We start from the raw sequence: 20,451 nt of genomic DNA on the forward strand, positions 1-20,451 counted from the left end.
TTTTTAAGCAAAATGCCAGCATTTGCTGGCATTTTTATTGTGGTGCCGGTGTGGCTTCAGGCACTCAGGCGCTGGGTCACATCGCTGAGCTGGACGGAAAGCAGGTGCAGGTTCTGCCCGGCGACCGCGGTGCGCTCTACGTGCTCCTGGTTGGCGGTGGCGATGGCGGTGATCTCGGTGAGGTTGCGCGAGATGTCTTCGGCTACCGAGGTCTGCTCCTCGGCGGCGGTGGCGATCTGCCGGTTCATATCGCGGATCGCCTCCACTGCCCCTGTGATCAGCTGCAGGGTGGCACCGGCTTCGTTGACCTGGGTCACGCCTTCCTCGCTACGCTGCTGGCCGCTCTCGATGGCACGTACCGCATTCACCGCACCGGTTTGCACGGTGTCGATGATCTGGTGGATCTCTGCGGTGGACTCGGCGGTGCGCTGGGCCAGGGTGCGCACTTCGTCGGCCACCACGGCAAAGCCGCGGCCCTGCTCGCCGGCCCGGGCGGCCTCGATGGCGGCGTTGAGGGCTAGCAGGTTGGTCTGTTCGGCGATGCCGCGGATCACTTCCAGCACCTTGCCGATGCGCCCACTGTCGGCTTCCAGGCGGCGAATCACCTCCGAGGTGTTGCTGATCTCACCGCGAATATCGGTGATGGTCTTGATGGTCGCCTGCATGACCGTTTCGCCCTGGCGTGCGGCGTTGTCGGCATCGTCTGCGGCATTCGCCGCCTCGGCGGCGTGGCGCGCGACTTCCTGGGCGGTGGCGGACATTTCATGCATGGCGGTGGCCGCCTGGTCGGTGCGCGAGAACTGCTCGCGGGTGCCCTGGGCCATCAGGTTGGCGATGGCGTTGAGTTCGCTGCTGGCGCTGTCGAGGTCGGTGGTGCTGCGTTTCAGGCGGCTAAAGGTGTCGGCCAGAAAGTCGCGCAGGATATTCGCGGCCACCGCCAGGTGACCCAGTTCGTCCTGGCGGCTGGCATCCACTTGTTTGCCAAAGTTGCCCTGGCTGAGCTGGGCGATATGGGTGATCAGCTCGCGGATCGGGTTGATCAGGTTGCGGTTGACCAGCCATAGGCTGAACAGGGCGACGATCAGGCTGGCCCCGAGCATGATCAGGGTGCCGAAGAGGATGGTGCGGTCCGCCGCGGCATTGATCTGGCTGGCCTGCTGCTGGCTCTGGTTGCGCAGTTGCTCGACCAACTCGTTCATCTGCTGGCTGGTGCCGCGGTCGATGCCGGACACCGCCTGATCGCCGACCTTGGCATCGCCACCGGCGGCGAGAAAGGCGTCGCGGCCCTTGCGGTAGTTGCTGCCCAGGCTCTGGTGCTCCTGGCGCAGACCTTCGACCTGGGCTCTGAGCGCGTTATCGTCGGCGGCCAGGGTGGTCAGGTGCGCGAGCACATCCTGCACCTTGCGTTCCTGGGCCTCGAACTGGCTCCAGTACTTGTCCAGTTGCGCCTTGTCGCCACCGCGCAGCAATACGTTTTTCCACTCCTGCACCTGGATCTTGAATTCCAGATTGGCCTGATCGACCAGGCGTGAGGCCTCCAGTGGGCCGTCGAGCAGGCTGCGGTAGGCCTGCATGCCGCCGGAGAGGAAGCTGAAGCAGGCCAGGGCGGTGATCAGCAACAGTGCCAGGCTGCCACCGAGCAGGGCGAGAATTTGTGCGCGCAAGGATTTTTGCAGAAACATGGGTGGGTGCCCCTGAGTGGATAGATGGCGAACGCCAGCGACGCGCATGGCGTGTCTGCGAATATCCCTATCGGCTGGCAGCGGGCTGCCCGAAAGCAGTGGCTAGACGGGAGTATAGATCGGCTCTGCGGCGGCGTTCTTTAGCCTGCCGCAGGGGTGTTACAGGCTTGGAGGCGGGCGTTTAGACCAGGCGCAAGTGGTTGTCCCACAGGCCCGCAGGCAGTTGCAGCGGCTGGCTGCTGATCTGGGCGCTGCGGCAGTCGTACAGGCGGCAACGGCCCATGCCGCTGCTGACCACAAAGCCTTCGGCCACCGCGCCCACTCCGGCGCAGTCGGCCAGGGGGGCATCCAGGCGCAGCTCGGCGCTGTCCAGGTCCCAGATAAACACCCGGTTGCCGCGCGGCGCGGTCAAGGCGAGCAGGCGCAGCTCGCTGTGGATCGCCACGCTGGCGGTGTACTGGTTCATCAGCTGGCGCTGCGCGTCCGCTACCGGGAAATGCTGGAAGGGCTGGCCAGGGCGCTTGATCGCCAGCAGCGGCACCGCATCGCTGAGCTCGCCCATATATTGCTGACCACTGACGATAGTGCCGTCGCCGGCCACGGCCATATGCCGCACGCTGTTCATCCGTTCGGGCAGCTGCTCTTTGCTGATCAGGCTGCCGTCGCGGCGCAGCAGCACCAGGCTGGACTCCATTGCGTCGAGGTTCATTTCCACCCGGCTGTCGGCTTCGGTGCGGATGCCGCCGTTGGCCACTGCCAGGGTTTCGCCGTCTGGCAGCCAGAGCAGCTGGTGCGGCCCGATACCGTGGGTCGACAGTTCGCTGCTGCGCAGCAGTTGTTCACCTTGCAGGCTATAGACGCCGAGTACGCCGCGCCCGGGATCGGAGGTGTCATTCTCGGTGGCGTACAGCCATTCGCCGTCCTTGTGGAACACGGCATGGCCGTAGAAGTGGCGCTGTTTGGGTGAGTTGACTGTTTGCAGCAGGCGGCCGGCGCGGGTGTCGATCAGGTAGCTCTGGGTGCTGGGGCGGCGGCCGACGAACAGCGCCATCGGTAGAAACGGATGGCCGATAACATCGTGGCAGCGTTCGCTGACCTGGGTGGCAAAGACCTGGCTGCCATCCAGTCGGTAGCCCACCGCGAAGTGCTTGCCGGCGCTGTCGTTGCGCGCCGACAGCAGCAGCGGCTGCGGGCCGTTGTGCAGCAGCGTCCAGCCAGCGTATGCGCCGGCGGCCAGTGCCGTAGTGGCCACGGCGGCGCTCAGGCCGAGAAAGGCGCGACGATTTATCTGCATGGTTCAGTCGCCGTCATGGGAGTTAAAGCCCAGCTGAATCCCCAGCACCTTCGCCAGCTCGGCTTCGTGCAGGCGGTGCAGGGCGTCGAGGCTGTCATACAGCGCGTTGAGCTCGGCGCGACCGGCTTCGTCGCTAAGCAGTTCGCCGAGCGGGCGCTGGATCGCAGTCAGGCGCTGGCGGGTGTCGCTGTAAGCGGCGTTGATGCGCTGTTGCAGCCCGGCTTGATCACTGCCGAGCAGCGCCTGGATGCCATCCTGCTCGGCACCCAGCCAGATGCGTTCGGCGCTGGCCAGGCTGGCGGCGAGGTTGGCCAGGCTGGCCTTGCTGCGCCAGGCTTCGGCCTGATAGGGCTGAGGCTGGCCTTTGCTCTGGCGGCCGAGCGGGGTACCGAGTTTCTTCTTCAGGCCGTCGATGGCGCTGACCTGGGTGCGCAGGATATCGGCCACGGCCTCGGCGGCTTCGGCGTAGCGCGCGTTGGGGACGCTGGTCAGTTGCGCGGCCATGCCGTCCTCGGCTTGCCACTGGCTCAGCACATCGGCGGCGAGCACCCGCTGATGCTCGCCGATGGCGACGATCAGCGGACAGTAGCGGGCCTTCTGCTCGGCGACATTGAGGTCGATGGCCGGGTCGAACAGCAGGTATTCATAGGCGGTCAGGCCTTGCACCACCACGCTGGATTTATCCAGGTCGGCAGGGGTCAGCTCGGGCTTGCTGTTGAGCAGGGCTTCGACCTGGCGCGCCACCAGGTTCTTCTTGTCCGGCCAGAACTGCACCTGCCAGGCGCGATTGCCCTCTGCCAGCGGGCCGAGCAGGGCTGGTTGCAGGGCGGCCCAGGTGCTTTGCGCGCTGGCAAAGGCCAGGCGCGCGTCCGCCAGGTTCTGCTGGCCGGCGCAGAAGGCCTGGCCGCTGGCGGCCAGTTGGCGGTCAGCCTCGCTCCAGGTGCTGTAGATCGGCAGCAGTACGCCGTCGACGAGGGCGCTGCTGACGGCTTGCTGCGGGTCGGCTGGGGTACAGCCGACCAAGGTCAGACCGAGCAGGGCGAGCGTGAGGGGTGAGCGAATCATCTGCGGCTCCTTACAACGAATTCAGAAAAGCCAGCAGCGCGGCGCGCTCCTCGGCATTGAATGTCAGCACCTGTTGCTTGGCCGCTTCGGCTTCGCCGCCGTGCCAGAGAATGGCCTCCAGCAGGTTGCGCGCGCGGCCGTCGTGCAGGAACTGGGTGTGGCCGCTGACGGTCTCGGTCAGACCGATGCCCCACAACGGCGGGGTGCGCCATTCGCGGCCACTGGCGAGAAACTCCGGACGGTTGTCGGCCAGGCCTGCGCCCATGTCATGCAGCAGCAGATCGCTATAGGGGCGAATCAACTGGTTGGCCAATTCCGGCTCGGCAGCGTCGGCGGCGGTGGTGAACTGCGGGGTATGACAGCCCTGACAGCCAGCCTGGAGGAACAGGCCCTTGCCCTTGAGCACCTGCGGCGCGGCGACCTCGCGGCGCGCCGGTACGCCCAGGTTGCGACTGTAGAACAGCACGCTGGCGAGGATGTTGTCGCTGACCTCGGGCTCGCCGCCGTGGGGCGCGCCGCGGCAGTCGGTCTGCGCCGTTGTGCAGTTGTCATGGGCCACCAGCGTGCTGGTCAGGCCCATGTCGTTGGCAAAGGCTTCGGCGTTCTGCTGGTTGAGGCTGGGTTGGCCGGCCTTCCAGCCGAAGCGGCCAAGCATTGTGCGCTGCCCGGCGCGGTCCCAGACCTGGTTGGCGCGCCCGGAGATGCCATCGCCATTGCTGTCTTCGGGGTCGGCATTGGCCAGGATGGTGGCTTCGGGAATGGCTTCGAGCAGGCCCAGGCCGATCATCGGCGGGGCAATACGGGCGGAAAACAGCGTGTCGGGATGCAGGTCGCCATAGCCGAGCTGGCTGATTTCCAGGCTGGGCTTGCGCAGATCGACCTGTGTGCCATCGGCAAGGCTGACCTGCTGCGTGCTGTAGCTGACCCGTACCTTGCCCTCGGGCGCTACGCCCGGGTTGGCCATATCCTGCAGCTGGCCGCCGTAGATGGGTTCGGCGAGCACGCCGAGGCGCTCGATGATCTGCGCGTGTTCACTGCCGGCCGGGATCGACAGACGCACCAGCATCGACACCGAACTCAGGGCGTCGGGCTGCGGAGGATGGCCGCGGCCGTCCTTGATATGGCAGTTCTGGCAGCCGTTGGTGTTGAACAGCGGACCGAGACCGTCACGCGCAGTGGTGGTGGCGGGTGCGGTGACCCAGGGGTTGCGAAAGAAACTGTTGCCGACGCTGAAATCCAGGCGGCGTGAGGGCGACAGATTGGCTGAGGGCAGGGAGAAGGCATTTTGGTCGTGCTTGAACACCGTGGCGCTGCCGGCGGACAGGGCTTCGCCGGGCTCTGCCTGGGTAAAGCGCGGGGCCTGATCACAGGCACTTACGCCCAGAGCGAGGCATAACAGCAGCAGACGATGGAGCGGGGCGGGCATGAACGGGAATCCGGGCAGAACAGTCAGGCCGGGATCTTAACAGTGTAAGTGAATTTAAATAAGACGGATTTGTATTACCAGCGGTGGCTAAAGGTCGCAGGTTATAAGAGTCGCCGGGAACGATTGCTGGCATCAGCGTAGCGACGGTCCCGAAGCCGTGGCTGGAAGCGGGCTATGTATTTATTGCGTGTTGCATGGGGGCTGGGGAAGTTTGCCGCGACCGCAATCGGTAGGGTGCGCTATGCGCACCAGGCGTCTATTGCGGCACCGGTGTTGGCGCTGGTGCGCATCAAGAATCTGCAGCCAGCCTCGGTGCGCACGGCGCATCCTGCTTAGCCACAAAAAAGCCGCGGCTCTACTGGAGAGTCGCGGCCTGGGCGTTTCGCTGCTGTTGCGCAGCGTCGTGCTTAGAAGCTGTGGTCAGCGGTATCCGGATTGAGATCACTGATACCCAGCTTGCCGGCGGCCTGCTCGATTGCACCGGTCTGCTTGACCAGGGCGGCGATGGCGTCACGGACGATCTGCTGGCCTTCGGCGTTTTCGGCAGCGATCAGCTGATCGAAGTGCTTGCCGTTGCCCGCGCTGTCGACCAGAGCCTGCAGTTTGCCTTCAGTGGCTTCGAGGTCGGCCTTCAGGGTACTGTCAGCGGCGGCGTCAACCTTGGCCACCAGCGACGACAGGCTCGGGCCGCTCAGGGTGCTGCCGTCGACCTTCTTGTACTCGCCCAGGTAGACGTTGCGAATACCCTTGCCGTTGTAGAAGTGCGAGTTGTGGGTGTTGTCGCTGAAGCAGTCGTGCTCGTCTTCGGTGGAGTTGGCTTCCAGCGCGACCTTCATGCGCTCGCCGGCCAGTTCGCCGAGGGACAGGCTGCCCATGCCGAACAGCATCTTGCGCAGGCCGTTTTCGCCCGATTCGGCTTCCAGTTTGGCGCGGTAGTTGTCGGCATTGCCGGCTTGCCACTGCACGACCATTGCATCGAGGTCGCTGACCAGCAACTGGGCGGCGGCCTGGAGGAAGGCGCGACGGCGCTCGTTGTTGCCGCCGGTGGCACCTTCGCCCACGACGAAGTCGCTGGCTGGACGCTCGCCGGCACCCGGGCCGCTGCCGTTCAGGTCCTGGCCCCAGAGGAGGAATTCGATGGCGTGGTAGCCGGTGGCGACGTTGGCTTCGGAGCCGCCCAGTTCGTTCAGGCTGGCCAGCAGTTCCGGGGTGATGGTGCTGACGTCGAGCTTGTCTTCGCCGACCTGCAGTTCGCTGTTGGCGACGATATTGGCCTGCGCTCCCGGGTTGCCCAGGGCGTGCTGGTAGTCCTGGGCGACGTAGTCGATCAGGCCTTCGTCCAGCGGCCAGGCGTTGAGCTGGCCTTCCCAATCGTCGACCACGGCGTTGCCGAAGCGGAATACTTCGCTCTGCATATAGGGCACGCGGGCCGCCAGCCAGGCTTCGCGGGCACCTTTCAGGGTGTCCTCATTCGGGTTGACGAGCAGGGCATCGATTGCGCCTTGCAGGGTTTTACCGGTGCTGGCGGCGTCGCTGAACACGGCCAGGGCCAGGTCGGCATAGTGGCTGACCACGGCCTTGGCGGCAGCTTCATCGACCTGGCTGGCGGCCGCGACCGGAGCGCTGCTGGCGGCAGGGGCTGCTGGAGCGGCGGCCTGGCTGGCCGGGGCTTTGTCTTCGCCGCAGCCGGCGAGGGAAATGGCGATAGCAAGCAGGCTGGCGGTAGCCAGGGGCATACGAAGCATGACGGAGTCCTTTACGAGATAAATGAAGCGCGCTCGGATCGCGAGCGCTAGAAACCGAAACATAATGCGAAAGATTTGCATTTTGTGCAAAGGGTTGCTGCGCCGAGTTTTATCCAAAGCCGTGAGCCGGCTCCGCTTTGCTCGTCAGGGATGAGGCTAAAATGCCAGCACAGATGCCATCCACAGCCCCAGGGGAGTCCTGCATGAGCCTTACCAGCGTCGCCATTGTCGTTATTCTGATCCTCGCGGCTGCTTACGCGGTGGTGCTCTACAACGCCCTGGTGCGCCTGAAGCACGGAGTCAGCAAGGCCTGGGCGAATATCGATGTACTGCTCAAGCAGCGCCATGAGGAGCTGCCCAAGCTGGTCGAGACCTGCAAGCAATATATGCAGCATGAACGCACCACCCTGGAGCGGGTGGTCGCCGCCCGGCAGGCGGTGGCCAGTGCCCGGGAAAAGACCGATATGGGCGCGCTGGGCAAGGCCGAAAGCGGTTTGCGCGCCGGCCTCGGCCAGTTGTTCGCCCTGGCGGAGAACTATCCGGAGCTGAAGGCCAATCAGAGCTTTCAGCACCTGCAGCAGCGCATCAGTGGTCTGGAAAACGGCATTGCCGACCGTCGCGAGCTGTACAACGAGGCGGTCAATCTCAACAACGTGCGTATCGAGCAATTCCCCGATGTGCTGATCGCCCGGCTATTCGCCTTCAAGGAGGCGGTGTTGCTGGAGTTCAGCGACGCGGAAAAGGCCGATGTCGACCTCAAGACCCTGTTCGGCTAGGTCGTGGAGATTCAGGCCCAGGTTATCGGCCTGGCATGCAGCGTCGCGGCAACAGCGGGCGGCGGCTGGTGGTTTGTCCGGCGTTTCTCCCAGGCCAGGCACCTGCTCGATACCCCGACCTCGAAGATCCGTTCGGCGGCCCAGGGCTACGTCGAGTTCTACGGCATTCTTCAGGAGACGGCAGAGGCGCAGCTGAGCGCCCCGCTGACCGGTACGCCCTGCCTGTGGTGGCGCTACCGGATCGAGGAATACCGCTCCAGCGGCAAAAACCGCAGTTGGCGCACTCTGGAAAGCGGCAGCAGCGAAGCCTGGCTGGGCCTGACTGACGGCACGGGCAGTTGCCTGATCGATCCCCGCGGGGCCGAGGTGCGCCCGGCCACCCGGGTGGTCTGGCAGGGGCATCTGCGTCACCCCCTGGGTCCGCCGAAAACTGGCTGGAGTGCGCTGTTCTCCAGCGGCAAGCGCTATCGTTACAGCGAAGAGCGCCTGCAGGCCGGCCAGCCGCTGTATGCCATCGGCGCTTTCCGCAGTGACGGCGGTGGCCGTCAGGGTCTGGATCTGGCGGCGGCCAAGGGGGCGGTGATTCGTGAGTGGAAGGGCGACTTTGCCGGCTTGCTGCAGCGTTTCGACAGCGACGGTAATGGTCAGCTGGATGAGCGGGAATGGCAGCGGGTGCGTCTGGCGGCGAGCCTGGAGGCCGAAGACCGACATCGCCGCCAAAGCGCCCGGCCCGCGCAGCACCATCTGGCCAAACCCGGCGAAGCCCAGCCTTTCGTGCTGTCCTGTGCGGGGGAGGATGAACTGGTGCGCCAGTTTTACTGGCAGGCCGCTGGCGGGGCCGTGTTGTGCATCCTGGGGGCGCTGGCCATGGCCTGGTTGCTGGGGGTGCAGCAGGTTTAACGCCGTTGCCTGCTGAGCTTGCCCAGCAGGGGGCGCTGTGCGCACCCTACCTGTTTGATGCTTCTACAGCGTGGCGGGGTTGGCCGCGATGCTGAGGCGGCGGGCCTGCTTGAGGTAGCCGGTCAGCTCGCGGGCCGGCAAGGGCTTGCTGTAGAGGTAGCCCTGACCTTCGTTGCAGCCCTGAGCAATGATGTAGGCCTCCTGCTCGAGGGTCTCCACCCCTTCGGCGATCACCTGCATGCCCAGGCTCTTACCCAGCTGGATGATGGCGCGCACGATGGTGGCGTCGTCTTCGTCGTCCAGCAGGTCCTGGACGAAGCTCTTGTCGATCTTGATCTTGTCCAGCGGCAGGCTCTTGAGGTAGCTCAGCGAGGAGTAGCCGGTGCCGAAGTCGTCGATGGCGATCAGTGCCCCGGAGCGGCGCAGGCTGAGTAGATGCTGGGCGGCGGTGTTGATGTCTTCCATCAGGCCGGTTTCGGTGACTTCCAGTTCCAGGCTGCGCGGCGGCAGGCGGTAGATCTGCATCAGGTTGTTGACCACCCGCGGCAGCTCCGAGTGGTGCAGTTGCACGGTGGACAGGTTGACCGCCATGCGCAGTTCGCTGAAACCCTGATCGTGCCATTCGCGCAGCTGGCGGCAGGTCTGGTCGAGAATCCATTCGCCGATGGCAATAATGGTGCCGTTCTGCTCGGCCAGAGGGATAAACAGGTCGGGTGGGACCATGCCGTGCTGAGGGTGCTGCCAGCGCAACAGCGCTTCGACGCCGACCACGCTGTGGTCGCGGTAATCCACCTGGGGCTGGTAGACCAGATGCAGCTGGTCGAGTGCCAGGGCCTCACGCAGGTCCTTTTCCAGTTCACGGCGGCGGCGCATCTCGCTGTCGACGCTGGCGATATAGAACTGGTAGCGGTTGCGCGAACGGCTTTTGGCCAGGGTCATGGTCTGTTCGGCTTTCTGCAGCAGCTTCTCGGTGCTGTCGCCGTCTTCCGGGAACAGGGTGATGCCGATGGTGGCGCGCAGGCGTACTTCCTGGTTGTCCAGCATAAAGGGCGTATCGAGGTCGTCGAGCACGCTCTGGGCCAGTTCGGCGGCCTCGTAGGGTTGTTCGATGTCAGCCTGGACCAGGGCGAACTGGTCGCCGCCCAGTCGGGCCAGGGCCCCGAGGCGGCCGCTGTGACCGCGCAGGCGGTCGGACAGGGCCAGCAGCAACTGGTCGCCGGTCTGGTAGCTGAACTGCTCGTTGATGCCCTTGAAGTCGTCCAGGCCGACGCACAGCACCGCGACCCGGCGTTGCAGGCGGCCGGCGTCTTCGAGAATCTGGTCGAGCTGTTGCTGCAGCTGCTGGCGGTTCGGCAGACCGGTGAGGAAGTCGTACTGAGCCATGCGCAGCAGGCTGTTTTCCGCTTCGCGGCGCAGATGGGTGTTGCGCTCGATGGAGGAAAGCAGCTGGTTGGCGGTGTTGATCCACAAGCCCAGTTCGTTCTTCTCGTTGCCCTTGAGCATCGGCAGTTTGTGTTCGCTGGGCCGGTCGGGGTTGATGCTGGTCAGGTGCTCGATGATTTTCGACAGCGGCTTGGTCAGCAGCCAGTGATAGACCAGATAGAGCACCAGGCCCATGGCCAGGGCGCGCAGCACGCCGGAGATAAAGATGATCACCGAGTTGGTGACAAAGCTCTCGCCGTAGGGGGCGGTGTCGAGGGTGATGCTGAGGTCGCCGTAGTACTCGCTGTAGGGACCGCGGCCGACCAGCTGGGTGGTGAAGTTCTGTTCCTTGCCAAGGATCGGGTCGGTCAGCCAGCGGGTCGGTATGTCGACCTGGTCGCGGGATTTTTCCGCCAGCATGGGTTCGTTCGGGTGGCCGATGGCGGCAACGCGCACCGACTCGTGCTGGAACAGCCCTTCGATGACCTGCATACCCATCTCACGGTCCAGGCTGTACACCGCCTGTGTCGAGGGGTCGCGGAACATGCCGAGAATGCGCTGGGCATCGTTGGCCACGGCCTGGCGTGTCTTGTAGGCGTCGAAGATGATCTGCGCGCAGCTCAGAACTACCCCAACGATCAGCGCCGAGAGCAGTACCACGCGCAGCAGTTTCAGGGACAAGCTGTTCTTGAGTTCCAGCTTCAAGTGGTGGTTCCTTGTTCGAGGCCTTAGGCGTCAGACGCTACTGAGTATTGGCAAAGTCGCGCTTGCAGTCAAAGGGCCATTAGCAAAGTTTGTTGCGCACTCTGCAGCCGCAGCTGGAGCCGTGTTGTGCCGAAGCGACAAGGACTCGGAATCGTATCGGCAGCCCTGTCGTGGGACTTGAGTCGTGAGGTTTATTTGCCCAGGGGCGAGCGAGGTAGCGGAGGGGGCAGAAACGCACAGCCTGATACGTGAAAACCCGGCCAGATGGCCGGGTTTTCAGGCTGCAACGTGGTGCTTAGGCGGCGTAGTTTTTCGCTACGAAGTCCCAGTTGACCAGGTTCCAGAAAGCCTCAACATACTTTGGACGCATGTTGCGGTAGTCGATGTAGTAGGCGTGTTCCCATACGTCGCAGGTCAGCAGCGGGGTGTCGCCGCTGGTCAGCGGGCAGCCGGCACCGATGGTGCTGGCCAGAGCCAGGGAACCGTCGGCCTTTTTCACCAGCCAGCCCCAGCCGGAACCGAAGGTGCCGATGGAAACCTTGCTGAACTCTTCCTTGAACTTGTCGAAGGAACCGAAGGCGGCGTTGATCGCGTCAGCCAGGGCACCGGTCGGCTGGCCACCGGCGTTGGGGGCCAGGCAGTTCCAGTAGAAGGTGTGATTCCAGACCTGGGCAGCGTTGTTGAAGATGCCGCCCGAGGAGGTCTTGACGATCTCTTCCAGGGTTTTGCCTTCGAACTCGGTGCCTGGGACCAGGTTGTTCAGGTTCACGACGTAGGTGTTGTGGTGCTTGTCGTGGTGGTATTCCAAGGTTTCCTTGGAAATATGCGGCTGCAGGGCGTCATGAGCGTAGGGCAGCGGCGGCAATTCGAAAGCCATGGTTTATCTCCTAATCAGGTCAGGTGCGGTGTGCGCGAAGCCGATCACGGGCGGCTATCCAAGCGGCGTGAGTTATCTCTTTGCGCCGCAAGCCCCGGATCATAGCACCGGCACTGCACCTTAAACACGCGGCAACTGTGTGGAAAACCTCCTCGGCATGTTGCAGCAGGGCCGTTTTAGAGCATGCCGGGGTTGTTCAGCAGCTGCCAGGCAATGCTGAACATCATCAAGGCCACGCCCAGATCGATAAAGCGCCAGGTGCTTGGTCGCGCCAACCAGGGCGCGAGCCAGGCCGCGCCGAGTGCCAGGCAGAAGAACCACATCAATGAAGCACTGGCCGCCCCCAGAGCATAGGCACCGGGCACCGGCTGCTGCGCACCGAGCGAGCCGATCAGCAGCACGGTGTCCAGGTAGACGTGGGGGTTGAGCAGGGTGACGGCCAGGGCCGCCAGCAGCACCGCGCGGCGCGAGCGGGGGCCGGTCTGGGTCAGCTCGTTCAGTGCCTGCGGGCGACTGGCGCGCAGCAGCGCCTGGGTGCCATACCAGAGCAGAAAGGCCGCGCCACCCCAGCGCGCCACGCCCAGCAGAATCGGGCTCTGCGCCAGGACGGCAGCCAGGCCGAACACCCCGGCGGTGACCAGTAGGGCATCGCAGACCACACAGAGCAGCGCCACCGGCAGGTGATGTTCGCGGCGCAGGCTTTGCGCCAGGACGAAGGCATTCTGCGCGCCGAGGGCGATGATCAGCCCGGCGGCGATCAGTAATCCATTGCTGTAGCTTTGCCACATAGGTGTTCTCCTGTCTCGATGCTGGTCAGTCTGCTGTGGCTGGGTATATAAGAGAAACCAATAGTGCTGATTGCTCATTAGGAAAACTGATTTGCTCGATTACAAACTACTCGCCGCCCTGGCTGCCGTTGTGGAACAGGCCGGGTTCGAGCGCGCAGCGCAGGTGCTGGGTTTGTCCCAGTCGGCGGTGTCGCAGCGGATCAAGCTGCTCGAGGCGCGGGTTGGCCAGCCGGTGCTGGTGCGCGCGATGCCGCCTGCGCCGACGGAAATCGGCCGGCGTCTACTTAACCATGTACAGCAGGTGCGGCTGCTGGAGCGGGACATTCAGGCGCAGGTGCCGGCGCTGGATGAGGGTGGGCTGCCCGAGCGGCTGCGTATCGCGCTGAACGCCGACAGCCTGGCCACCTGGTGGGCCGGGGCCGTGGGTGCGTTCTGCACCGAGCAGCGCTTGCTGCTGGATCTGGTGGTGGAAGATCAGGAGGTCGGCCTTAAACGCATGCGCGCCGGAGAGGTGGCGGCCTGCGTGTGCGCCAGCGAGCGTCCGGTGGCCGGTGCGCGCGCCTTGCTGTTGGGGGCGATGCGTTATCGCGCCATGGCCAGCCCGGCGTTTATCGCCCGGCATTTCCCAGGTGGAGTCACGGCGCAGGCGTTGGCCCATGCGCCGGCTATCGTGTTCGGTCCGGATGACCTGCTGCAGCACCGTTATCTCTCCGGCCTGGGCGTCGAAGGTGGTTTTGCCCACCACCTGTGCCCGTCATCCGAGGGCTTTATCCGCTTGGCGCAGGCCGGGTTTGGCTGGGGACTTATTCCTGAGCTGCAGGTGCTAGGGGAGTCGGCTCGTGGCGAGCTGGTCGAATTGATCAGCGACCGGCCGATCGATGTGCCGCTTTACTGGCACCATTGGCGCAATGGCGGCGAGTTGCTTAATCAGCTGACGCACCACCTCACCCAGGCCGCAATCCATAGCCTGGTGGCGCTCAGCTAATCACCACCTTGCCCGAGCCCGGCAGCCGTTCCACGCAACGCTCTCCGAGCAGCTGGGTGGGGGTGAAATAACCGCCCGGGCCGCTGTGATCGAGCAAGTGCCGCACGGCCAGCAAGGTGCCGTGCACGGTGACGTCATAGCCGTTGGCGGTTTCCAGTCGTGCGGTTTTCACCACGCCTGCAGCATTGCGCGCCTCGCCCCACAACCAGGTGCGTTGGCGCGTGCGGCTGGCTTCATCGGGGCCGCTGACACGTTTTTCGATCAGCCGCTTTAGCCAGTTCTGTACCGCATCCAGGCCCAGCAGGGCGCGCAGCGGGTCGATCAGGCGCATGACAATCGCAGCCGCCGGCGGCGTCGGCAGGTACACCTCGATATTGTCGATGCCGGTGGAGTGATAGGCGGTGGAGACATCGCCCCAGGGGATGGTTACCGCGGGTTTCTCTCCACGGCCGAAGTTTATGGTGCGGCGCTTGTAGCCCAAGGGTACGTCGGTGATAACGCCCGCGCGGCGCACCTTGCCGCCGAACTTCAAGCCTTCCACCGAGGTTTTTGCGGTGCCGGGCGAAAGCCCGCTACCGCTGTCGAAGCCCAGCGCCAGGTGCGTGGCATCGGGCAGGGCCTGATGCAGGCAGGCGGCCAGGCAGTCGCTGGGGATCACATCGAAACCTACGCCGGGGCACACTACCAGGCCCAGTTCGCGGGCCTGGGCATCGCGGCGGTGAGCCGCCTCGAACACGCTGATTTCGCCGGTGATGTCCACATAATGGGTGTTGCTGGCCAGGCAGGCGTCTAGCATCGGCGCGCTGGTGGCGGAGAACGGCCCGGCGCAGTGGGCCACCACGGCGATATCGACCAGGGCCTCGCGGGCGCGCTGCTGTTCGTGAATATCGAAGATGCGGCACTCCAGGCCGAGCAGGCTGCCCAGGGCATGCACCGCCGCCGGGTTGCGCCCAGCCAGAATTGGCGTGAGGCCCTGGCGCTTGGCTTCGCTGGCCAGCAGGTGGCCGGTGTAACCGTTGGCTCCGTAAATCATCCAGTTGCTGGCCATCCCGTACTCCTTGGTAGGTTGTTTGCGCTGACAGCTTAGCCGCTACGACCGTTGCCGTTGGTTTGACGCGGGTGCCTGGGGTCGCTGTTCTGGCCGGCAGGGCCACGAGCGGCCGCAGCGGACGCTGCTAGAGTGGGCAAGGGCATGAGCACAGGGGGCGGCAATGAAGATTCTGGTAACCGGGGCCAGCGGCTTTATCGGCGGGCGTTTTGCCGATTTTGCCCTGACGCAGGGCCTGGAGGTGCGGGTCAATGGACGGCGCGCCGAAGCTATGCAGGCGCTGCGTGCGCGTGGCGGCGATTTTATCCAGGGCGACCTGGCCGATCCGGCGCTGGCGCGGCAGCTGTGCCGCGATGTCGAGGCGGTGGTGCATTGCGCGGGTGCGGTGGGGGTGTGGGGCAGCTACGCGCATTTCCATCAGGCCAATGTGACCGTCACCGAGAATCTGATCGACGCCTGTGTCGAACAGGGCGTGCGCCGTCTGGTGCACCTGTCTTCGCCTTCGGTGTATTTCGATGGCCAGGCCCATGTCGGGCTTAAGGAAGAACAGCTGCCCCGGCGGTTCTCCGACCACTATGGCCAGACCAAGTACCTGGCCGAGCAGCGCGTGTTCGCCGCTCAGGCCCGTGGCCTGGAGGTGTTGGCCCTGCGCCCGCGCTTCGTCACTGGCGCTGGCGATACCAGCATCTTTCCGCGCCTGATTAATATGCAGCGCAAGGGCCGACTGGCGATCATCGGCAATGGTCGCAACCGGGTCGATTTCACCAGCGTGGACAACCTCAATGCCGCCTTGCTGAGCGCACTGCAAGCGAGCGGGCCGGCGCTGGGGCAGGTTTACAACATCAGCAATGGTGAGCCGGTGCTGCTATGGGAGGCGGTCAATTACGTCTTACAGCGCCTCGACCTGCCGCCGGTTCGCCGTCATCTGCCTTACCCCATGGCCTATGGCGCTGCCGCGCTCAATGAGGGGCTGTGCCGGCTGCTGCCCGGGCGTCCGGAGCCCAGCCTGTTTCGCCTCGGGGTGGCGGTGATGGCCAAGGATTTCTCTCTGGATATCAGCCGCGCGCGGCATTATCTGGACTACCAACCCAGGGTCGACCTGTGGACCGCGCTGGATGAGTTCTGCCACTGGTGGCAGGGACGTCAGCCCGGCTGAGGCCTGGCCTCAGGCGTAGACGCGCTGGCCGCGGTAGATGCGTACCGAACCGCTGTTGGCCACATGGGTAGCCTCCAGCAGCAGCGGGTGACCGGCCTGCATGCGTGGCTGCGGGGCACTGGTGTAGGGGCTGTCGCTGAGCTCTGCCAGACGCTGGCCGAGTTGCCGGGTCTGCTCGTCGCTGGAGCCGAGGCAGGCGCTGAGCATGGCGTTGATCGCGTCCGGCTGGCTCAGGCGAATATCCACGGCCTGTTCTTCGCGCAACCTGCGGCGTAAAGCCTGCATGCAATCCAAAACTGCTTTGTTCAGTTCCATATGCCTTCCCCTGGTGGTTGTGCCTGCTCCGGGTTCGTCTTGTCGCGAAACCGCGGGTAAATGTCGCAATGGGGTAAATGCAAAGCCTGTACCAGTTCACAAAAATGCGATTTTTCGAGGTCTACAGGCCGGAGCCGCGAGCTATTGCGCCCTTCGTCGGTGCGTATTGCACCTGTGTTGCGCAACGCTGAAGCGGGGCCTGCGAATCGTTATACTGCGCGCCATTAGCACTTTCCTGAAGGTTGACCCATGCGTAACGATGCCCACGACGAACTCGATCATGTGCCCAGCCTGAGGGCCGGCGTGCGCGATCACGACGATTTCGCCGCCGATCACCATGAGCCGGCCGTAGCGCCTGCGGCCTATGGCCGGACGGCACAGGTCAAAAGCGCCAGCACCGGGCCACTCTGGGCCCTGGTCGGTGCCCTGATGATCGCCCTCGGCGGTTTGGGCTGGTGGAGCTTCCAGCAGATCAAGCTGATGGAGCAGCAGCTGGTTGCTACTCAGGAAAGCTTCGCCCGTATCAGCGAGGAAGCGGCCGGGCGTATTCAGGATATTTCCGGCAAGGTGGTGGCCACCGAATCCAGCGTCACCAGCGGCAGCGAAGCGCTCAAGCTGCAGGTCAAGCAACTGGAAAGCAAACTGGCCGAACTGAGCAAGCAGCAGCAGGCCGTGGCTGGCCAGCAGAGCGGCCAGGGCAAGCAGATCGAGCGGTTGGCGGCCGAGCTGAAAAGCCAGCAGGGTGTCACCGGTAAATTCGAGAGCAGCCTGAAAACCCTGGGCAGTGAGCAGGCCACACTGAAAGGCCAGCAGGCGAAATTGCAGACGGCGCTGGCCGATACCGGCAAGTTCGACGCTCAGTTCAAGAGCCTGAGCGGCGAGATCGAGGCCTTGAAGAAGATCGGCAACCCCAACCAGGCCATCTCCCGTCTGGAGCAGGACATTCTGGTGCTCAAGAGTGACCTGGAAACCCGCCCGGCGGCCAGCAGCAATACCGCCGAGTTCGATGCCTTCCGCGCGCAGATGACCCGCAATATCAGTGCCCTGCAGGCGCAGGTGCAGAATCTGCAGCAGCAGATCGACGCGCGCTGAGTTAGCCGCAGGAAAGAAGAAACCCGCCAGTTGGCGGGTTTCTTTGTTTGAGGCGGTAACCCCCCGCATAGACGCTGATAAACGCCGTGGGAGGCGCTTCAGCGGCGATTTTTTGCTGACGCCATCGCGGCTAAAGCCCCTCCTACAAGGGGCATGCCGTGTCAGCCTTACAGCGCCGGGTAGTCGAGATAGCCGACCGGACCTTTGCCGTAGAAGGTTTCCGGGTGTGGCGCGTTCAGTTCAGCGTCCTGCGCCAGGCGCGCGGGCAGGTCCGGGTTGGCGATAAAGGGAATGCCGAAGGCCACGGCATCGGCTTTGCCTTCTGCCAGCCAGGCATTGGCCTGCTCCTTGGTGAAGCGCTCGTTGGCGATAAATACGCCGCCGAAGGCTTCTTTCAAGCTTGGCGACAGGCTGTCGTCGGCTTCCTGCTCGCGGGCGCAGATAAAGGCAATGCCGCGCTTGCCCAGCTCGCGAGCAACATAGGTGAAGGTCTCGGCGCGGTTGGCGTCGCCCATGTCGTGGGCGTCGGCACGTGGTGCCAGGTGTACGCCAACGCGGCCAGCGCCCCAGACCTCGATTGCCGCATCGGTGACTTCCAGCAGCAGGCGTGCGCGGTTTTCCAGGCTGCCGCCGTAGCGGTCAGTGCGCTGGTTGGTGCTGCTCTGCAGGAACTGGTCGAGCAGGTAGCCATTGGCCCCGTGGATTTCCACGCCGTCAAAACCGGCGGCCTTGGCGTTTTCCGCGCCCTGGCGATAGGCCTCGACGATATCGGCGGCTTCCTCGGTGGCCAGGGCGCGCGGGGTGACGAAGTCCTTGACCGGCCGCACCAGGCTGACATGGCCAGCCGGCTTGATGGCGCTAGGGGCCACCGGCAGTTCGCCGTTCAGGTACAGCGGGTCGGAGATACGCCCGACGTGCCACAGCTGCAGGACGATCTTGCCGCCGGCCGCGTGCACCGCCTTGGTGATATTGCTCCAGCCGCGCACCTGCGCATCCGACCAGATGCCGGGGGTGTCCGGGTAGCCGACGCCCATCGGGGTCACGGCAGTGGCTTCACTGATGATCAGCCCGGCGCTGGCGCGTTGTACGTAGTACTCGGCCATCAGCGCGTTGGGCACGCGACCTTCATCGGCGCGGCAGCGGGTCAGCGGGGCCATGATGATGCGGTTGTTGAGTTGCAGGTCGCCGATCTGAATAGGGTCGAAAAGCGTGGTCATGGGGGAGCTTCCTGTATGGTGAGGCTGAATAAAAAAGGCTAGAGCGCCTGGCTGATATGGTTGAGAAACGCCTGGATGGTCTCTTCATTGCGCTTGAAGAAGTGCCACTGGCCGACTTTCTTGCTGCTGATCAGGCCCGCGCGCTGCAGAGTCGCCAGGTGCGCGGAGACCGTCGATTGCGACAGTCCGGTGCGCTGGTCGATCTTGCCGGCGCACACGCCGTTTTCCAGCGAGTGCTCCTGGTCGGCGAAATAGGCCTGGGGGTCTTTCAGCCAGTGCAGAATGTCGCGCCGCACCGGGTGGGCCAGGGCCTTGATCACTTCATCGATGTCGAGTGGCATGGGGCGTTCTCTGTGTGCTGCAACGTCATATCGCGATGGGGCGAACCTTATATCGGTTGTTGGCGATATACAGATCGTTCCTGGCGATAGTCTTCATCACGCCTGCTGATGTGTAAGCTGTGGCCATGAACTACCTCGCGCATCTACACCTTGGCGGCGACGCCCCGGCGCAACTGCTGGGCAGCCTGTATGGCGATTTCGTCAAAGGGCCGCTGGCTGGGCGGTGGCCGGCGGATATCGAGGCGGCGATCCGCCTGCACCGACGTATCGATGTATTCACCGACAGCCACCCGCTGCAATTGCAGGCGCGGGCGCGCTTTGCCGTTGAGCGGCGGCGCTACAGCGGGATCTTGCTGGATGTGTTTTTCGACCATTGCCTGGCGCTGCACTGGGCCGACTATGCCGCCGAGCCCCTGCCGCGCTTTACCGGGCGTGTCTATCAGGTGCTGGCCGCCGAGCCGCGCTTGCCCGAGCGCCTGGCGCTGATCGCACCGCGCATGGCGGCGCAGGACTGGCTAGGCAGTTACCGGGAATTTGCCGTGCTGGAGCAGGTGGTCGCGGGGATCGATCGGCGCTTGTCGCGGCCCGGCTTGCTGATAGGCGGCCTGGCTGAGCTGGAGCGGCTGTATCAGTCGCTGCTGGAGGATTTTCGCCAGTTCTATCCTGAGTTGCAGGCTTATGTTGCCCGCGAGCGTGGGCTTGCCGGTTAGGCCGCCTGGCTCTCTGTTTCCGTCCTTGCTGTTTCAGTTGCGGCTGCTGCACCAAACAGCGCCTGGCTGATCGCCTGCTGCGCCGTGCGGGCCAGGGCGTTGCGGTTCAGCTCGCTGCTGGCAATCGGCGTCAGCAACTGGATCTGCACCTCGCTCAGCTCGCTGCTCAGCAGGCGCAGCAGATGCGAGAGCATGTCGTCGTCACCGATAAAGGGGGCCACGTTGCAGGGCTTGCCGTCGCGCAGGTAACGGATGGCCACCGGCTGCACAGATACGCCGCTGTCGATCGCGCTACTCAGCAAGCGGCCGTGAAAGGTGCGCAGACCGAGGCCGTCGGTGGTGGTGCCTTCGGGGAAGATCAGCAAGTGACGCCCGCGCTGCAGATGCCGGCCCAGTTGCTGGTTAAGCAGGTTGCTGTCGCCCGAACCGCGACGGATAAACAGGGTGCCGGCCTTGTGTGCCAGCCAGCCGGCCACCGGCCAGGTGCGCACCTCGGCCTTGGACAGAAAGGACAGCGGGGTGAGCATGCCGAGCAGCGGAATATCGGTCCAGGACACATGATTGCTGACCCACAGCATCGGCTGACGCGGCAGCTCGCCCCTGACCTGCAAGCGGAACGGCAATGCCGCCGCCAGGCGCGCGAGGAACCAGCGGGTCAGGCGCTGACGGGTCGGCATCAGATCATGGCGGACAAGGCGTTCGAGCAGGGTGATACCCGCCGCCAACAGGGTGCCGAGGCTGATTACCGCCAGCAGACGAGCCAGGCGCAGGTATAAACGCAATTTCTTCATCGACCACTTCCGCATGCAAAGACCCAAACGCCGGCACTGTCTACAGGCTGCCGGCAACTTGTGCAACGTATGGATCACGTAGGTTGGGTTGAGGTGCGCGGTGCCGAAGTCCAACG

Annotated in this window: 19 protein-coding genes and 1 pseudogene; 6 read left to right on the forward strand and 14 right to left on the reverse strand. The window is 64.4% G+C overall.

What is annotated here, in order from left to right:
- Positions 1 to 56 precede the first annotated feature (56 nt).
- The 6 genes and pseudogenes from WMW70_RS22025 to WMW70_RS03765 form a co-directional block, all read right to left on the reverse strand.
- Positions 57 to 824, reverse strand: a complete 768-nt coding sequence (locus tag WMW70_RS22025; protein ID WP_445942106.1) for a methyl-accepting chemotaxis protein — start codon at positions 822 to 824, stop codon at positions 57 to 59.
- 165 nt (positions 825 to 989) lie between these two features.
- A pseudogene (locus WMW70_RS22030) lies at positions 990 to 1,730 on the reverse strand (methyl-accepting chemotaxis protein); the annotation flags it as partial.
- A 133-nt stretch (positions 1,731 to 1,863) separates the two neighbouring features.
- Positions 1,864 to 2,970, reverse strand: a complete 1,107-nt coding sequence (locus tag WMW70_RS03750) for a DUF1513 domain-containing protein (RefSeq protein WP_445942107.1) — start codon at positions 2,968 to 2,970, stop codon at positions 1,864 to 1,866.
- Between the two features lie 9 nt (positions 2,971 to 2,979).
- The gene (locus WMW70_RS03755; RefSeq protein ID WP_341436151.1) at positions 2,980 to 4,041 is read right to left on the reverse strand and encodes an imelysin family protein; all 1,062 of its coding nucleotides are present in this window, start codon (positions 4,039 to 4,041) and stop codon (positions 2,980 to 2,982) included.
- A 10-nt stretch (positions 4,042 to 4,051) separates the two neighbouring features.
- Positions 4,052 to 5,467 (reverse strand): di-heme oxidoreductase family protein, encoded by a 1,416-nt coding sequence (locus WMW70_RS03760; RefSeq protein ID WP_341436152.1) that lies wholly within the window; start codon positions 5,465 to 5,467, stop codon positions 4,052 to 4,054.
- 407 nt (positions 5,468 to 5,874) lie between these two features.
- Positions 5,875 to 7,212 (reverse strand): imelysin family protein, encoded by a 1,338-nt coding sequence (locus tag WMW70_RS03765; RefSeq protein WP_341436153.1) that lies wholly within the window; start codon positions 7,210 to 7,212, stop codon positions 5,875 to 5,877.
- Positions 7,213 to 7,415: 203 nt separating this feature from the next.
- Between WMW70_RS03765 and WMW70_RS03770 the strand changes: the two genes are divergently transcribed.
- Positions 7,416 to 7,988 carry a LemA family protein gene (locus WMW70_RS03770; RefSeq protein WP_341436154.1) on the forward strand — a complete coding sequence of 191 codons (573 nt, stop codon included), beginning with the start codon at positions 7,416 to 7,418 and terminating at the stop codon, positions 7,986 to 7,988.
- A gap of 3 nt (positions 7,989 to 7,991) precedes the next feature.
- Positions 7,992 to 8,888, forward strand: a complete 897-nt coding sequence (locus WMW70_RS03775) for a GIDE domain-containing protein (protein WP_445942094.1) — start codon at positions 7,992 to 7,994, stop codon at positions 8,886 to 8,888.
- 63 nt (positions 8,889 to 8,951) lie between these two features.
- On the opposite strand, the gene WMW70_RS03780 is transcribed toward WMW70_RS03775, so the two are convergent.
- The 3 genes from WMW70_RS03780 to WMW70_RS03790 form a co-directional block, all read right to left on the reverse strand.
- Complete coding sequence (locus tag WMW70_RS03780; RefSeq protein ID WP_341436155.1) at positions 8,952 to 11,015, reverse strand: putative bifunctional diguanylate cyclase/phosphodiesterase; 2,064 nt, start codon at positions 11,013 to 11,015, stop codon at positions 8,952 to 8,954.
- Positions 11,016 to 11,310: 295 nt separating this feature from the next.
- Positions 11,311 to 11,892, reverse strand: coding sequence for a superoxide dismutase [Fe] (gene sodB, locus WMW70_RS03785; RefSeq protein ID WP_341436156.1), 582 nt, complete (start codon positions 11,890 to 11,892; stop codon positions 11,311 to 11,313).
- A 176-nt stretch (positions 11,893 to 12,068) separates the two neighbouring features.
- Positions 12,069 to 12,680: a LysE/ArgO family amino acid transporter gene (locus tag WMW70_RS03790; RefSeq protein WP_341436157.1), complete on the reverse strand. Its 612-nt coding sequence runs from the start codon at positions 12,678 to 12,680 to the stop codon at positions 12,069 to 12,071.
- Between the two features lie 91 nt (positions 12,681 to 12,771).
- Here WMW70_RS03790 and WMW70_RS03795 point away from each other — a divergent pair, with 91 nt between their 5' ends.
- The gene (locus tag WMW70_RS03795) at positions 12,772 to 13,665 is read left to right on the forward strand and encodes a LysR family transcriptional regulator ArgP (RefSeq protein ID WP_341436158.1); all 894 of its coding nucleotides are present in this window, start codon (positions 12,772 to 12,774) and stop codon (positions 13,663 to 13,665) included.
- Here the strand turns inward: WMW70_RS03795 and WMW70_RS03800 are convergent.
- Positions 13,658 to 14,713, reverse strand: coding sequence for a saccharopine dehydrogenase family protein (locus tag WMW70_RS03800; protein ID WP_341436159.1), 1,056 nt, complete (start codon positions 14,711 to 14,713; stop codon positions 13,658 to 13,660). The genes WMW70_RS03795 and WMW70_RS03800 overlap by 8 nt on opposite strands.
- Positions 14,714 to 14,876: 163 nt before the next feature.
- On the opposite strand from WMW70_RS03800, the gene WMW70_RS03805 reads away from it, so the two are divergent.
- The gene (locus WMW70_RS03805) at positions 14,877 to 15,869 is read left to right on the forward strand and encodes an NAD-dependent epimerase/dehydratase family protein (protein WP_341436160.1); all 993 of its coding nucleotides are present in this window, start codon (positions 14,877 to 14,879) and stop codon (positions 15,867 to 15,869) included.
- 9 nt (positions 15,870 to 15,878) lie between these two features.
- On the opposite strand, the gene WMW70_RS03810 is transcribed toward WMW70_RS03805, so the two are convergent.
- Positions 15,879 to 16,184, reverse strand: a complete 306-nt coding sequence (locus WMW70_RS03810) for a hypothetical protein (protein WP_341436161.1) — start codon at positions 16,182 to 16,184, stop codon at positions 15,879 to 15,881.
- Between the two features lie 249 nt (positions 16,185 to 16,433).
- Here WMW70_RS03810 and WMW70_RS03815 point away from each other — a divergent pair, with 249 nt between their 5' ends.
- A complete protein-coding gene (locus WMW70_RS03815; RefSeq protein WP_341436162.1) occupies positions 16,434 to 17,276 on the forward strand; it encodes an ATPase in 843 nt (280 codons plus the stop codon).
- A 167-nt stretch (positions 17,277 to 17,443) separates the two neighbouring features.
- Here the strand turns inward: WMW70_RS03815 and WMW70_RS03820 are convergent, their stop codons facing one another.
- Together WMW70_RS03820 and WMW70_RS03825 are read right to left on the reverse strand one after the other, a co-directional pair.
- Complete coding sequence (locus tag WMW70_RS03820) at positions 17,444 to 18,493, reverse strand: alkene reductase (RefSeq protein WP_341436163.1); 1,050 nt, start codon at positions 18,491 to 18,493, stop codon at positions 17,444 to 17,446.
- Between the two features lie 38 nt (positions 18,494 to 18,531).
- On the reverse strand, positions 18,532 to 18,834 hold the full coding sequence (locus tag WMW70_RS03825; RefSeq protein ID WP_341436164.1) for an ArsR/SmtB family transcription factor: 303 nt from the start codon (positions 18,832 to 18,834) through the stop codon (positions 18,532 to 18,534).
- A gap of 125 nt (positions 18,835 to 18,959) precedes the next feature.
- Between WMW70_RS03825 and WMW70_RS03830 the strand changes: the two genes are divergently transcribed.
- The gene (locus WMW70_RS03830) at positions 18,960 to 19,544 is read left to right on the forward strand and encodes an acyl carrier protein phosphodiesterase (RefSeq protein WP_341436165.1); all 585 of its coding nucleotides are present in this window, start codon (positions 18,960 to 18,962) and stop codon (positions 19,542 to 19,544) included.
- Here WMW70_RS03830 and WMW70_RS03835 read toward each other — a convergent pair.
- Positions 19,541 to 20,335, reverse strand: coding sequence for a lysophospholipid acyltransferase family protein (locus WMW70_RS03835; protein ID WP_341436166.1), 795 nt, complete (start codon positions 20,333 to 20,335; stop codon positions 19,541 to 19,543). The genes WMW70_RS03830 and WMW70_RS03835 overlap by 4 nt on opposite strands.
- Positions 20,336 to 20,451: the final 116 nt, after the last annotated feature.

Origin of the sequence: Pseudomonas sp. XK-1 (genome assembly GCF_038069885.1) — a bacterium.
Classification (GTDB): domain Bacteria; phylum Pseudomonadota; class Gammaproteobacteria; order Pseudomonadales; family Pseudomonadaceae; genus Aquipseudomonas.